16 protein-coding genes are annotated in these 11,921 nt (G+C 57.3%); 9 read left to right on the top strand and 7 right to left on the bottom strand.

Features of this window, described 5'->3' with window-relative positions:
* The 5 genes from H618_RS22045 to H618_RS0102535 all read left to right on the top strand — a co-directional run.
* On the top strand, positions 1–755 hold a 755-nt coding region (locus tag H618_RS22045), incomplete at its 5' end, for an RHS repeat-associated core domain-containing protein (RefSeq protein ID WP_211232349.1).
* Positions 756–760: 5 nt separating this feature from the next.
* Positions 761–1,117, top strand: coding sequence for a hypothetical protein (locus tag H618_RS22675; protein ID WP_154660609.1), 357 nt, complete (start codon positions 761–763; stop codon positions 1,115–1,117).
* A gap of 389 nt (positions 1,118–1,506) precedes the next feature.
* A complete protein-coding gene (locus H618_RS22680) occupies positions 1,507–2,025 on the top strand; it encodes an Imm15 family immunity protein (RefSeq protein ID WP_154660610.1) in 519 nt (172 codons plus the stop codon).
* Positions 2,026–2,569: 544 nt separating this feature from the next.
* Positions 2,570–2,923 carry a hypothetical protein gene (locus H618_RS0102530; protein ID WP_028693570.1) on the top strand — a complete coding sequence of 118 codons (354 nt, stop codon included), beginning with the start codon at positions 2,570–2,572 and terminating at the stop codon, positions 2,921–2,923.
* A gap of 312 nt (positions 2,924–3,235) precedes the next feature.
* On the top strand, positions 3,236–3,499 hold the full coding sequence (locus tag H618_RS0102535) for a PAAR domain-containing protein (protein WP_028693571.1): 264 nt from the start codon (positions 3,236–3,238) through the stop codon (positions 3,497–3,499).
* Between the two features lie 145 nt (positions 3,500–3,644).
* Here H618_RS0102535 and H618_RS0102540 read toward each other — a convergent pair whose 3' ends face one another.
* Positions 3,645–4,007, bottom strand: a complete 363-nt coding sequence (locus H618_RS0102540) for a hypothetical protein (RefSeq protein WP_028693572.1) — start codon at positions 4,005–4,007, stop codon at positions 3,645–3,647.
* Between the two features lie 400 nt (positions 4,008–4,407).
* Here H618_RS0102540 and H618_RS0102545 point away from each other — a divergent pair, with 400 nt between their 5' ends.
* Genes H618_RS0102545 through H618_RS0102555 form a run of 3 tightly spaced genes read left to right on the top strand, consistent with a single transcriptional unit; the run spans position 4,408 to position 8,143 of the window.
* On the top strand, positions 4,408–5,148 hold the full coding sequence (locus H618_RS0102545) for a gluconate 2-dehydrogenase subunit 3 family protein (RefSeq protein ID WP_028693573.1): 741 nt from the start codon (positions 4,408–4,410) through the stop codon (positions 5,146–5,148).
* Complete coding sequence (locus tag H618_RS0102550) at positions 5,145–6,920, top strand: GMC family oxidoreductase (RefSeq protein WP_028693574.1); 1,776 nt, start codon at positions 5,145–5,147, stop codon at positions 6,918–6,920. Before H618_RS0102545 ends, H618_RS0102550 begins: the two co-directional genes overlap by 4 nt.
* Positions 6,917–8,143: a c-type cytochrome gene (locus tag H618_RS0102555; protein ID WP_028693575.1), complete on the top strand. Its 1,227-nt coding sequence runs from the start codon at positions 6,917–6,919 to the stop codon at positions 8,141–8,143. The genes H618_RS0102550 and H618_RS0102555 overlap by 4 nt, the downstream gene beginning before the upstream one ends.
* 57 nt (positions 8,144–8,200) lie before the next feature.
* Here H618_RS0102555 and H618_RS0102560 read toward each other — a convergent pair whose 3' ends face one another.
* The 6 genes from H618_RS0102560 to trbK all read right to left on the bottom strand — a co-directional run bounded on the left by H618_RS0102560 (position 8,201) and on the right by trbK (position 11,051).
* Entirely contained in the window at positions 8,201–8,380 is a 180-nt protein-coding gene (locus tag H618_RS0102560; RefSeq protein ID WP_028693576.1) for a hypothetical protein, read from the bottom strand.
* 81 nt (positions 8,381–8,461) lie between these two features.
* Positions 8,462–9,049 carry a nucleotidyltransferase family protein gene (locus tag H618_RS0102565; RefSeq protein WP_028693577.1) on the bottom strand — a complete coding sequence of 196 codons (588 nt, stop codon included), beginning with the start codon at positions 9,047–9,049 and terminating at the stop codon, positions 8,462–8,464.
* Positions 9,046–9,981, bottom strand: coding sequence for a DMT family transporter (locus tag H618_RS0102570; protein ID WP_081673693.1), 936 nt, complete (start codon positions 9,979–9,981; stop codon positions 9,046–9,048). Before H618_RS0102570 ends, H618_RS0102565 begins: the two co-directional genes overlap by 4 nt.
* 57 nt (positions 9,982–10,038) lie before the next feature.
* Positions 10,039–10,473, bottom strand: coding sequence for a hypothetical protein (locus tag H618_RS0102575; protein ID WP_028693579.1), 435 nt, complete (start codon positions 10,471–10,473; stop codon positions 10,039–10,041).
* An 88-nt stretch (positions 10,474–10,561) separates the two neighbouring features.
* The gene (locus tag H618_RS22685; RefSeq protein WP_154660611.1) at positions 10,562–10,726 is read right to left on the bottom strand and encodes a hypothetical protein; all 165 of its coding nucleotides are present in this window, start codon (positions 10,724–10,726) and stop codon (positions 10,562–10,564) included.
* Positions 10,727–10,829: 103 nt separating this feature from the next.
* Positions 10,830–11,051, bottom strand: a complete 222-nt coding sequence (gene trbK, locus H618_RS0102585) for an entry exclusion lipoprotein TrbK (RefSeq protein WP_028693580.1) — start codon at positions 11,049–11,051, stop codon at positions 10,830–10,832.
* A gap of 166 nt (positions 11,052–11,217) precedes the next feature.
* On the opposite strand from trbK, the gene H618_RS0102590 reads away from it, so the two are divergent.
* Positions 11,218–11,844, top strand: coding sequence for an alpha/beta fold hydrolase (locus H618_RS0102590; RefSeq protein ID WP_028693581.1), 627 nt, complete (start codon positions 11,218–11,220; stop codon positions 11,842–11,844).
* The last annotated feature ends 77 nt before the right edge of the window (positions 11,845–11,921 follow it).

The following is an 11,921-nucleotide window of genomic DNA, read 5'->3' on the forward strand; positions in this document are numbered from 1 at the left end:
CCGTCGCCCAAGCGGTGATCGACACCCCGCTCAAGCTCATCCCCCAACCCGTCTACGGCGAGTACTACAGCACCGCCCGCGACCCGGTCTGGCGACACAAACCGACTCCGGGGAACGTCGATACCTTCGCCTGGTACCAGTGCGACCAACTGGGCACCCCGATGGAGCTGACCGATACCGACGGCCAGATCGCCTGGCGCGGTAACTACAAAGCCTGGGGCCAGGCCACCGAAGAGCGCAGCGACACCGCCAAGCGGAAAAACATCCACAATGCGTTACGCTTTCAGGGGCAGTACTTCGATGTCGAGACGGGGTTGCACTACAACCGGTATCGATATTACGACCCGCGGGTGGGACGGTTTATCGGCAAGGACCCGATTGGGTTTGCGGGCGGGGTCAATGTTTATCAGTATGCGCCGAGTCCGGGGAATTGGGTTGATCCGTTAGGGTTAGCAGCAAATAGAGGAAGATTCCAAGCACAAGGGGCAAAGCTGGAGGAATCTGTTTCTTGGAATCAAGACGACCCCATTACCGTTGCAGATGGAAAGAGGCTAATGGGCGAACTAAAAGCAAAACTTACTGATCGAGACCTGACTCTAAGGCGCACAGCTTTCGAAAAGGCCGAGCGATTTATAGATGATGCCTGCAGATGCGGGGGAGTCAGAGCTCAGACATCTCGCTCATTTAAGGTGAAAGATACAAAGGGCGAGCGCGTCGATGTAGAGATCATAACTGGCGTAGCATTCAAGGAATAGAAAGTATGTATGAAGACTATTTGACAAGTGCTATCAGCTATCACAGGCTTGAGGATTGCTTTGCAAGAACATTCAAGAAAGCCATTGAGGCGGACGGTCTATCCGGGAATTTTCTTACGCCTTATTATCAGACGACATTCAACAATGGGCAGCCCTTTCGTGATGCGAACCCAATATTTTCGGCAAAGAATTTGAAATCGAGCAATAGCATTAGAATTATCATTGAAGAAGACAGTAATAATGTTTCAGTGATTGAGGAAAACAAAGATACCGGACTTGAAACCATTGCTTTCGGGGGGATAGAAAACCTAAATGAACTGTTAGAAAGCTTGTACCATTGGATAGCCAATTCAGGAAGTTGACCTTCACCCCCTAAGTCAAAAGCAAGCTACTACCCGCAGGCGGAGCAGTGCATAAGCAAGGACCCGACAGGGATTGCGGGTGGGGTTAATGTTTATCAGTATGCGCCGAGTCCGGGGAATTGGGTTGATCCTCTAGGTCTCGCCAAAAACAAGACACACGGGACACCCAAACAAGCTCAACGAAAGGTAGAGCGCCAGCAGGCACCAGAAGAAATCAAAAGAATTGACAAGCCCGAAGCGAATGTACCCAAAAGCCAGTGGCATGCACATTGTGACTGTGGGTCTGGATACAATCAAGATGGTTCCATCCATGACAAAGGGAAGGGAGAAGTAAGCTTTTCAAGAAGAACGATAGAATGGCTTAACGATCACGACTGGGAGATTAAAAAATGACAGATATATATGGCGCATTCAACGAAACCTTCGAAGGAGAACCATGGTGTGACTTGAGCATATTTTATGATGAGTATGATCCATTCGAGGAAATACCACTTGTCTCTCGATATAGCCGACTCGTTCGCGTCAAGAAAAAATTAAAAATTGAAGACGCGGCAAGCTTCTTGGTCGGCACTGCTTTTTTCATCTTGTCGATGGCAATATCCATGAAGCGCGAAGATGAAGCGAAGCGTGGTGATCGTTTTTTTGCGATCACCTTTACAGAATTTAATTTCGAAGACACCGAAGAACCTCCGATACCAAATTTTTTCATATACTCAGGAGAGACAACTAAGCAGTTTTTTGATCGACTAAAAACTCGAAACAGCCTAACTGAATCAACAGAATTGAAATCCACCAAGACCCTATTTGCTGGATGCCACTTGTCCAAAATTTTTGATTTCTATGAGAGTCGATTTTTTGATCAGGCTTGCGGCGAGGAATTGGTCCGAGTTTACGCGGTACTTCGTTAGAGCATAATTGACTATGCGCCGGACGACAAAAAACCTGCACCTTAGCATAACGTTGATCGCGCACTAATATTCAATGTACATTACAGCTCGAACAGACAGAGCCGTAGAAGTTATCCTGGATGGCTCTCCATTTGATAGTTTCAATGTCAGGTAGGCTGTTAATTTTCGAAGCCCACAAGTCTTACATTATCACTAGAGGAGGTCCTGAAAATATCAACTACAGGAAGGAATGCTGCCTCGATGCAATGGTTGCCGCACGGTTGAATAGTACACCGCGATCAGTACCATCCACTACGTCTGTGAACCCGGGACATTGGTGCCCGTCGCTAGACGTTTATCCATACTCCGCTAAGCCTGATACACAGGCCCGAATATGGCGAGTACTACAGCACGGGCCGTGACCCGGTCTGGCAATACAAACCCAGCACTCGAAACTTAGAAGTGATTGAGAATCATAGCGACTGAAGAGAACTTATACTATACAGAATCACTAATCGCCTTATTCTCACCGCAGGGTCATCTGTGACAACAAGAGAGCCATTCGATGAATAAAGACAAGCTAGTCTGGCCCAACATAAACTCTGAAATGCAACGCCATGTGGTTTTTGACGATCAAAGCAAACTGGTGCCGGATCTGCCTAGCCAAGAAATTGTGTTGCGGTCGCTGAAGGCGCTACGGCGCTTCTTCTTGGATAAAGGCCTGTTAGCCACGAACATTACTGATGCCAATAACGAACTTTTGGACATGGATCTTAAGACTAGCGATTTCACAGATGAAGGATTGACCCTAATAAAACTAAAGGTCCCTTCCTGGAGTGATTCCAAAAGCTCCAAAAAAAATCCGCCAGACATGACCATGCTAGAAAAAGCATTGAAGGAAATACGATTAGAAAACTAAAACTCAGTTGTCGACCTGATCCGGGCTGATCTTTATTGGGATTTGCCGCCTACCTAAACTCACAGCTATGGAGCTTAGCGCTGTTGTCTTATCATTCGTCAGCGCAACATCTTACAGCACGTTTTAATGAACGAGTCCATACGGTGCAGCGCACCGAACCACTCGGCTGCGGTCTTACCTGCTACACCCCAGCCTCCACTACATCTTCAATCCTCACCGGCAACACCCTTTCCATCTAACACGCCAGCAAATCCAGCCACAAACTCGAAACTCTTCAACTAAAACTGCGCTTCCTGACAAGGACTCCTCCCCATGAATAAGATCATCCGCCTCGGCGACACCACTTCCCACGGCGGCGTGGTGCTCAGCGCCATCTCCCACACCCACCTCAACGGCAAGCCCATCGCCGGCAAGGGCGACAGGGTTCTTTGCCCACTCTGCAAGGGTGAGTTTGCGATTATCGAGGGCAGCAGCACTTATCGCGTCAATGGCACGCCTGTCGCGCTGGAAGGGATGAAGACGGCCTGTGGTGCGAGCCTGATCGCCAGTGCCTGTCATGCCAAAGTGCACCTTTGAGCAGGGTGCCAGGTGTAACGCATCAGGCACAGTCTGCGCGTGTAAGGGCACTCGGTATGCAAGACCACAAAAACGAAAAAGCCCTGGCATTTACCAGGGCTCGAACCGACTCAACCTCAGCCGCAATGGCTCAAGCAGGCGCCATTCAAGACGCCTGCTGACGGCGGTGATGCCAGTACAGGTAGGCGAGTCCGACTGGTGCGATGAAGATCGCCAGGAACCAGCAGAACATCATGGTGATGAACTTGACGAACAGCATCAGCAAGGCGTTCACCACGAACAGGTTGCCACCCATGATGAAGCCCATCACGGTCTCGTAGACGAATCGCGAATAGGGGTACAGCAGCGTGCTGACCACCGCCATCAGTACGCTGGCAACGTCCAGGCCCTGGGTTGACTGGGACTTCATCCAGATGAACAGCGCCGCGAACAATGCGCCGAAAAACAACTGGCGCAGGTAGTAGGCCGGCGTCAGGCCGCCGAATGTCATCGCAATGAATTGCCGCATTTAAGATCCCTCTCGACTGATTTGAACACGGTGCGAACTGTAACAGACCGTTTCTGGTGATTGAACCACTTGCTCGCGCCAGCAGTGCCTCGCTCTACCCTCCTTGTGACACGCTCGTCAATAAACAGTCTGTTCACTCCGTCAGGAAAATTGCGGAACGCTATCGTTGTGCCAGCGGTCTAGCTGCTTTGAGGAAGTTCCGCAAAGCTGCCCAGTGGATTGTTGCAAGGTACTACAGCGCTCCAAGCACCGGCACTTGCTGTCGCCTGTCCAGGCAACGGCGAAGGTTTCGCGGCCCTCAGCCACGGATGTCCGTGCATCCGCATGCCGTCGTGCAGTGGCTCCAATACCAAAGCCTGAGCCGTGCAGCTGTCTTGCGCGGACATAAATGGAGCGTGATATGACTACACCCCCTCTCGCAGGACTGAGCCGGCGCAGCCTGCTCAAGGCCTCGGCCACCACCGTTGCCGCCAGCGCTGCGGCCTACACCCAGGCCGCCACGGTCAAGGGCGTGCCGAGCTGGCTGCCGTTCGACCACAACGGCCCGCTGCATTACCAGGATCAGCAACCGCAATTCTTCAGCGCCGAGCAGCTGCGCGAAGTCGAAGCCATCGTCGAGCGCCTGATTCCGGGCGATGAGCTGTCGGTGAGCGGCAAAGAGGCCGGCTGTGCGGTGTTCATCGACCGTCAATTGGCAGGCCAGTACGGCACATACGAGCGTCTGTATCAGCACGGGCCGTTCATCGCAGGTGTCGAGCCCAAGTCTGATCATGTCCCGCGCGAGCGCTATCGGCTGGGCCTTGAAGAACTGGAGAAACACTGCCAACAGAGCTACCAGAAACATTTCAGCGAGCTGCCCGATGCGCAGCGCGACGAAGTGTTGCAAGCACTGGAGGGTGGCAAGATCGAATTCGCCGGTATCGAGTCGCAGGTGTTTTTCGAGCAAGTGCTGCAAAACACCATGGAAGGCTTCTTTGCCGACCCGGTGTATGGCGGCAACCGCGACATGGTCAGTTGGAAGATGCTGGGTTTCCCTGGCGCACGCTACGACTACCGGCCCTACATCGCCCGGCACAACCAGAAGCTGGAGCTGATTCCGCTGTCGATCATCGGCAGCTCGGCCTGGAGTCGTAAAGCATGACGACCCAAGCCAAGAAACTGCCAGGAACCGATGTCGTGGTGGTCGGCCTCGGCTGGGCCGGTTCCATCGTCGCCAAGGAGCTCGCCGATGCGGGTCTGCGAGTGATCGGTTTCGAGCGCGGCGCCTGGCGCGACACCGCCAGCGACTTCAACATCGCCTCGGCAGCCGACGAGTTGCGCTATGTGCAGCGCCAGGAACTCATGCTGCGCACCCGGCAGAACACCTGCACGCTACGCAACAATGTCACGCAAACCGCCCTGCCAATGCGCACCTGGGGCTCGTTCCACCCCGGTAACGGCACCGGCGGCGCTGGCAACCACTGGGCCGGCATCACCTTCCGCTTCCAGCCCGACGAATTCCACCTCAAGAGCCATCTTGAAGATCGCTATGGCAAACAGGCGCTCGAAGGTCTGAGCGTGCAGGACTGGGGCACCACCTGGGAGGAAATGGAACCGTTCTACGACGCCTTCGAGCGCGTTGCCGGGATCTCCGGCAAGGCAGGCAACATCGGCGGCACGCTGATCGAGGGCGGCAACCCATTCGAAGGCCCGCGCCGGCGTGACTACCCCAACCCTCCCACGCAACAGACCTTCGCCCCGACGCTGTTCGCCGAGGCCGCCCGCAACCTGGGTTACAAGCCCTTCCCGGTGCCTTCGGCGCTGGCGTCCCAAGGCTATACCAACAGCTATGGCGTGACCATGGGGCCGTGCACCTTCTGCGGCTTCTGCACCAACTACGGCTGCGCCAACTACTCCAAGGCCAGCGCCATCGTCAACGTGCTCCCGGCGTTGATCCGCATGCCCAACTTCACCGCCAAGACCCACTGTGAAGTGCTGGAAGTGCGCAAGGACAGCTCCGGCAAACGTGCCACCGGCATCGTCTATGTCGACGCCAACGGTCAGACTTGGGAACAGCCGGCTGAGATCGTCGTGGTGGCCGCGTTCACCTTCGAGAACGTGCGACTGATGTTGCTCTCAGGCATCGGTGAACCCTACGACCCGGTCAGCAACACCGGCACCACCGGGCGCAACTACGCCTACCAGACCGCCAACAACGTTCAGCTGTTCTTCGATGAAGGCAAGAACTTCAACCCGTTCATCGGCGGTGGCGCCATCGGCATGGGCATCGATGAATTCAACAACGACAACTTCGACCACAGTGGCCTGGGCTTCGTCGGCGGCGGCAGCACCCGCGTCACGCCTATCGGCGCAGCGCCGATCGCCTCGCGTCCAGTGCCGCCCGGCACCCCGCGCTGGGGCTCGCAGTGGAAGAAGACGACCGCACAGTACTACTCGGCGAGCATGTCCATCGGCTGCGAGGCGAGCAACTACAGCTCGCGCACCAATTACCTGTCGCTCGACCCGACCTACAAGGACCCGCATGGCCGGCCACTGCTGCGCATCACCTTCGACTTCACCGAGAACGATCTGCGCATGGCCCAGTACGTCACCGGCAAGACCGCCGAAATCGCCCGCGCGCTGAACCCTTCGCTAGTAGTGGAGAGCCCGCGAAAAGCGCCGTGGAACAACACCTCGTACCAGTCGTCCCACGTGGTCGGCGGCTTCGTCATGGGCGCAGATCCGGCCACCAGTTCGGTGAACAAGCACTTGCAAGTGTGGGATGTGCCGAACTTGTTCGTAGTGGGCGCTTCGGCCTTCCCGCAGAACCCCGGCTACAACCCGACCGGCACTGTCGGAGCTTTGGCATTCAAGGCGGCGCACGCGATCCGTACGCTCTATCTCAAGCGTCCTGGGGAGATGATCAGCGTATGAAAGCTCTCATTCTCTCAAGCGTCGCCCTGCTCGGCAGCGTAAGCCTCGGTGCTCACGCCATAGGTGGCCAGGATTCCTACGAGCTGGTCAGCAAGGGTCGCTACATCGCCACCCTAGGCGACTGCACGGCATGCCACACGGTACCGGGGCAGCCGTTGTTCTCGGGTGGGGTTAGCATCGATACGCCATTCGGCAAGCTGGTCGGCGCCAACATCACCCCCGACACCACCACCGGCATCGGCCGCTGGAGCTTCGAGGACTTCCAGAACACCATGGCGCGCGGCCATGCCCGCAACGGCAAACGGCTGTACCCGGCCATGCCCTACACCGCCTACACCAAGGTCAGCCGAGAGGACAACTACGCGCTGTGGGCCTACCTGCGCACCATCGAACCGGTGCATCACAAGGTAGAGACCAACCAACTGCCCTTCCCGCTCAGCGTGCGCCTGAACATGAGCGTGTGGAACCTGCTCAACTTCAGCGAAGGCGAGTACCAGCCCAAGGCCGACAAGAGTGCGCAGTGGAACCGCGGCGCTTACCTGGTGCAGGGTCTGGGCCACTGCGGCACCTGCCACACGCCGAAAAGCCTGCTCGGCGGCGACAATGACAGCGCCTTCCTCAGAGGCGGCGCCTTAGGAGGGGTAACCGCGCCGGACATCACCGGTACCGACCATGTCGGCCTTGGTGCCTGGAGCGAAGACGACATCGTCGAGTACCTCAAGACCGGCGCCAATCGCTACGACATTGCCTCCGGTCCCATGGCCGAGGCCGTCGAGCACTCCACCCAGTTCTGGCACGACCAGGATCTGCGCGCGGTGGCGGTGTACCTGAAGGACCTGGGCGAGCAGCACGAGCGCCCCGAACCTCTGGCCGCCGAGCAACCGGTCATGAGCGTAGGCCGCGCCATCTACGAAGACCGCTGTTCTGGGTGTCATACCCCAAATGGCGAAGGCATCGCCAAGCTGTTCCCGAAACTGGCCAACGCGCCGCTGGTCAACGCCGACGACCCCACTTCGCTGATCGGTGTGGTGCTGGCTGGCAGCCGAGCGGTGAGCACCGAAGCGGCGCCAACCGGCCCGGCCATGCCGGCGTTCGCCTGGAACCTCAAGGATGATCAGGTCGCCGCGGTGCTGACTTACATCCGCAACACTTGGGGCAACGCGGCGAGCGAAGTGACGGCAAGTGAGGTGGGCAAGCGACGTGATGCGTTGATGAAGCAGTAGCCCTTCGGCGTTTCGATTGCCGCTGTTGCCTCTGGAGCAGCGGCAATCAGCTGCAGACTAGCGTTTGGCGCGCTGCTTGAACGCCACCAACAGCAGCACCAGGCCCGGCACCAGAAATCCTGCTGCCAGGTAGCCGAACGTGGACTGCCCGGACGCACCGACCGCAGCGAATGACGCGCCCAGAATCAATAACGGTGAAGCCACCATGTAAAACGGCTTGCTGGTTTCCTGACGCATTGCAGTTCCTCCTGAACCTGTGATTGAGCCTAGCGGCTGCGTTCTAGTACGACGATGTGAGGGTGTTGCGAATGACGGACATCAGCGCGACCCGGTTGAGTTCTCTGCGCAGACCCTAAGCAGCGGCCAGGTGATTAACCAGCCTTTGTCATTCAAGCGCTGGCGAAAAACCGACGCCTTGGCTGCGGCGAACTGCCCCGCAGGCCTGATCCGCAATTCAAACAAATCAGCCAGACCCAACGGCGCTGCCACCTCGCAGTGACCCTCCTGGCTTTGCCTTACCGCAACTGCGGTAGCGGTCTCGGGCCAATGACGCATGGCGTCGTTGGCGTTCAAATACGCAGCGTCACCATTATTGAGGTGCATCCGCGCCTGATTCTTCACCGACCACTTCACGCCTGGCGCGAGCACTTGGAGCTTCTGCTCAAGCGCTCGATCGGTCTCGACACTGCACGCGTCGGCATCGAACCAGATGACATCGACATCCGTCACGATCGGCGATGAACTGCGGCCATGCAGGTGATCCCACACGGCATTGCGCACGAAACCTGCGCCGATCCAGCAGTCGGGCAGTTGCAGTGTATTCACCACACCGAGCAATCGCCAACGCAGTGGGTCGTTACGGATGATCGATCGCAGGGCTGACTCGCGGTCACAGCACGCGTTCATCGTGCCGGCCTGCGCGCAACCAGCAGCCCGGCCAGCAGAATCAGCAACATGCCGACCCACGTATGGGCATTGGGCACCTCATCGAAGAGCCAATAGCCCCAGAAGCAGGCGAAGATCAGGTAGGCGTAGTCGAACGTGCCCACCAGCGCAGCGGGTGCCAACTGGTAGGCTCTGGCGGTAGTGATGTTGATGCTCACCAGTACCAGCGAATAGGCGCTGATGAACAGCGCTTCATGCCAGCCGAGCGGTTGCCAGGGCGCCAACAGAAACGGCGCCTTGGCCGCGGCCTGGGTGAACACCTGCGAGGCCACCGCCCCGCCACAGGCTGCGACGAAAAACACCACGTTCAAGGCAAAGGCCAGTACCACGGGATGTTCACCCCGGCAGTGGCTGCGGGTGACGACCATCGCCAGGGCGTAGAAGATCGCCGCAACCACCGGCAGCAACGCAGCCAGCGAGAAGCCGATAGAGCCCGGTTCGAGCACGGTGACGACACCGGCAAAGCCGAGCACCACTGCCAACCAGCCCAACACCGACAACCGCTCGTTGCCCCACCAGGCGGCAAACAAGGCGATGAACAGCGGCGCGGTGTAGATCGCCACCGCCGCGACCGATAAAGGAATCAGCGGCAGTGCGGCGTAATAGGTGACCCACATCACCAGCAGCAGCACACTTCGCAGTGCCGCCCAGCGCAACGAGCGAATCTGGATGCGCCCGGCCTTCACTTGCCTGAACACCCAGGCACCGAGGGTGGGCACCGAAATGAACGAAACGCCCATGAACAACTGCCAAATGGGCATGCGCAGACTGAAATACTTGACCGACGCATCGGCCATCGCCAGCAGGAATACCGCCAGAATGATCAGCGCAACACCCCGCGCAGCCTGATCGTCCAGTACGGGATGGGTGTCTGTAAGGGGTTGATCATTCATCGGCCGAGTTCCTGTACAGCGAGGCTTGCAGTCTAGCCGCTCATGACGGTTGCGCCGCTACTGCACGCGCTTGCCGATGGCTTTTTCGGTTTTGGCGTCTTCGAGCCAGACGATCAGCCTGTTGAGACCGATGTACCGGGTGCGGGCCATGATTTTCTGCCCAGGCTCGGCATCGAACTCGAAGTCTGCCATCAGGTAGCTGCCCGGCACGTTGTATTTGAGCTGGACAGTGTAGTGCCCAGGTTCGAGCATGGCGCGCTGCGGCGAACCGTTCTTGTAGTAGTAGGTGGCGAAAGGAATGTCGCCGACTTTCTTGTCGTTGATACGGATGATGTCCAGGTTCGGCTGCATGTCCGCCCAACTGCGGTTCGGTTGCCCGGCGTAGGTTTCAGTTTCCAAAATGGTGTAGCTGGACGTATCAGCGAGCTGTTCGGGCTTGACGTTCGAATAGGGTCCCATTTGAGCGCAGCCTTGTAGGGCCAGCAGGAACATGCTGGCCAGTAGTGCTTTTATCACCTGTAGATCCTTGCGGGGTGGAATTGAATCTTGGGCGCTGCTTATCGAGAGCGGCGGCGGGGTATTACGGGGTGAAACCTTTATCCTTGCTTTCATCTGGTGGCGTGATGTTCCACAGATTGTCGCTCGACTCCTGCTGCGCCTGCTTTTCTTGTTCAGACCCAAAACATCCGCTGAGCGACAGCGCGGTAAAGGCCAGTAATAGAGCGCCAAGTACAGTGTGTCTCATGAGGTTCCTTGCTGGGAAATGACCGGGGGCATAACAAGTATCGTTCAACGTCACACCATCAGGGCTCAAGGTCTGAACCTGAGCCCTGATGGCACTTTGAAACCTACCAGGTCTTGGCATCCGACTTTTGGTAAGAACCGCGAGTCATGCACTTCTCCATCAGCCCTTCGCGATCGGGGCTGTCCGGCAGCGACTTGATGTGATCAGGCGTACAGTTCTGATCGTTCGCTTCATAGGCGGCTTTGTCGATTGACTCACCGCATGCGCTCAAGAGCGTTGCCGAGAACAGCGCTGCGCAGAAAGCCGTCAGTGTCTTGCCAAACATACAATCATTCCTTGAAAGTTGGGCGCTCGTTATAGCAAAGAGCGGGTGGTCGTTGCAAAATATGCTGTTTTTTTGCCCCGTACGCCTGCGAGGCTCGATGACGAGCCAAGCATTTCAGCGCAGTGCCAAAGCCTGCAACTTGCGTTTCTGACTCAAGGAAAGAGCCATGACAACCTCTCCCGAAAAGATCGTTTTTCTTCCCGGCGCCTCCGGCAACATACACTTCTGGCAACCTGTCGCCGATCATCTGAATACGCCCATCGCCCGGCAGCACCTCGGCTGGCCCGGCTTTGGCGATACCCCGGCCAACCCACACATCACCTGCCTGGAGCACCTCGCTGAACTGGCTATCGCGCAACTCGATGGCCCTGTCGCGCTGGTCGCACAGTCCATGGGCGGCGTGGTCGCGATGCACATCGCGCTGACCCGTCCCGACTTGGTGACCCACCTGGTTCTGGCAGTCACTTCGGGCGGTCTCGACCTTTCCGAGTTGGGCGGTGCAGACTGGCGCGCGGAACTGGAAGCCGAACGACCGAATCTGCCACGTTGGTTCTTCGACGACCGCACCGACCTCACCCAGCGTCTGCACGAAGTGCATGTACCGGTGTTACTGCTATGGGGTGGCGCCGACCCGATCAGCCCGGTCGCAGTAGGCGAGCGACTTGCGCAACTGTTGCCCAATGCCCGGCTGGAAGTGTTCCCGCAGGCAGGCCATGACCTTGGACACCGTCACGCAATTGCAGTCGCGAAGTTGATCGATGAGCATCTTGGCGATTGCGTGAGTACGCGCTAGCGAGCGCAAGGGCTGACAAACAAATCATCAACTCCTGGCCTGGGCCACTAGCCGGCCCGATCCGCTGTAAGTACCCA

The organism is Pseudomonas cremoricolorata DSM 17059 = NBRC 16634, assembly GCF_000425745.1.
Lineage (GTDB): Bacteria > Pseudomonadota > Gammaproteobacteria > Pseudomonadales > Pseudomonadaceae > Aquipseudomonas > Aquipseudomonas cremoricolorata.

What these genes read in the sequence shown, in the direction of transcription:
- H618_RS0102590 (WP_028693581.1), top strand. Translation starts at nt 11,218, where the DNA reads ATGACAACCTCTCCCGAAAAGATCGTTTTTCTTCCCGGCGCCTCCGGC.
- H618_RS22675 (WP_154660609.1), top strand. Translation starts at nt 761, where the DNA reads ATGTATGAAGACTATTTGACAAGTGCTATCAGCTATCACAGGCTTGAG.
- H618_RS22685 (WP_154660611.1), bottom strand. Translation starts at nt 10,726, where the DNA reads ATGAGACACACTGTACTTGGCGCTCTATTACTGGCCTTTACCGCGCTG.
- H618_RS0102565 (WP_028693577.1), bottom strand. Translation starts at nt 9,049, where the DNA reads ATGAACGCGTGCTGTGACCGCGAGTCAGCCCTGCGATCGATCATCCGT.
- H618_RS0102570 (WP_081673693.1), bottom strand. Translation starts at nt 9,981, where the DNA reads ATGAATGATCAACCCCTTACAGACACCCATCCCGTACTGGACGATCAG.
- H618_RS0102545 (WP_028693573.1), top strand. Translation starts at nt 4,408, where the DNA reads ATGACTACACCCCCTCTCGCAGGACTGAGCCGGCGCAGCCTGCTCAAG.
- H618_RS0102530 (WP_028693570.1), top strand. Translation starts at nt 2,570, where the DNA reads ATGAATAAAGACAAGCTAGTCTGGCCCAACATAAACTCTGAAATGCAA.
- H618_RS0102560 (WP_028693576.1), bottom strand. Translation starts at nt 8,380, where the DNA reads ATGCGTCAGGAAACCAGCAAGCCGTTTTACATGGTGGCTTCACCGTTA.
- H618_RS0102540 (WP_028693572.1), bottom strand. Translation starts at nt 4,007, where the DNA reads ATGCGGCAATTCATTGCGATGACATTCGGCGGCCTGACGCCGGCCTAC.
- H618_RS22680 (WP_154660610.1), top strand. Translation starts at nt 1,507, where the DNA reads ATGACAGATATATATGGCGCATTCAACGAAACCTTCGAAGGAGAACCA.
- H618_RS0102550 (WP_028693574.1), top strand. Translation starts at nt 5,145, where the DNA reads ATGACGACCCAAGCCAAGAAACTGCCAGGAACCGATGTCGTGGTGGTC.
- H618_RS0102535 (WP_028693571.1), top strand. Translation starts at nt 3,236, where the DNA reads ATGAATAAGATCATCCGCCTCGGCGACACCACTTCCCACGGCGGCGTG.
- H618_RS0102555 (WP_028693575.1), top strand. Translation starts at nt 6,917, where the DNA reads ATGAAAGCTCTCATTCTCTCAAGCGTCGCCCTGCTCGGCAGCGTAAGC.
- trbK (WP_028693580.1), bottom strand. Translation starts at nt 11,051, where the DNA reads ATGTTTGGCAAGACACTGACGGCTTTCTGCGCAGCGCTGTTCTCGGCA.
- H618_RS0102575 (WP_028693579.1), bottom strand. Translation starts at nt 10,473, where the DNA reads ATGTTCCTGCTGGCCCTACAAGGCTGCGCTCAAATGGGACCCTATTCG.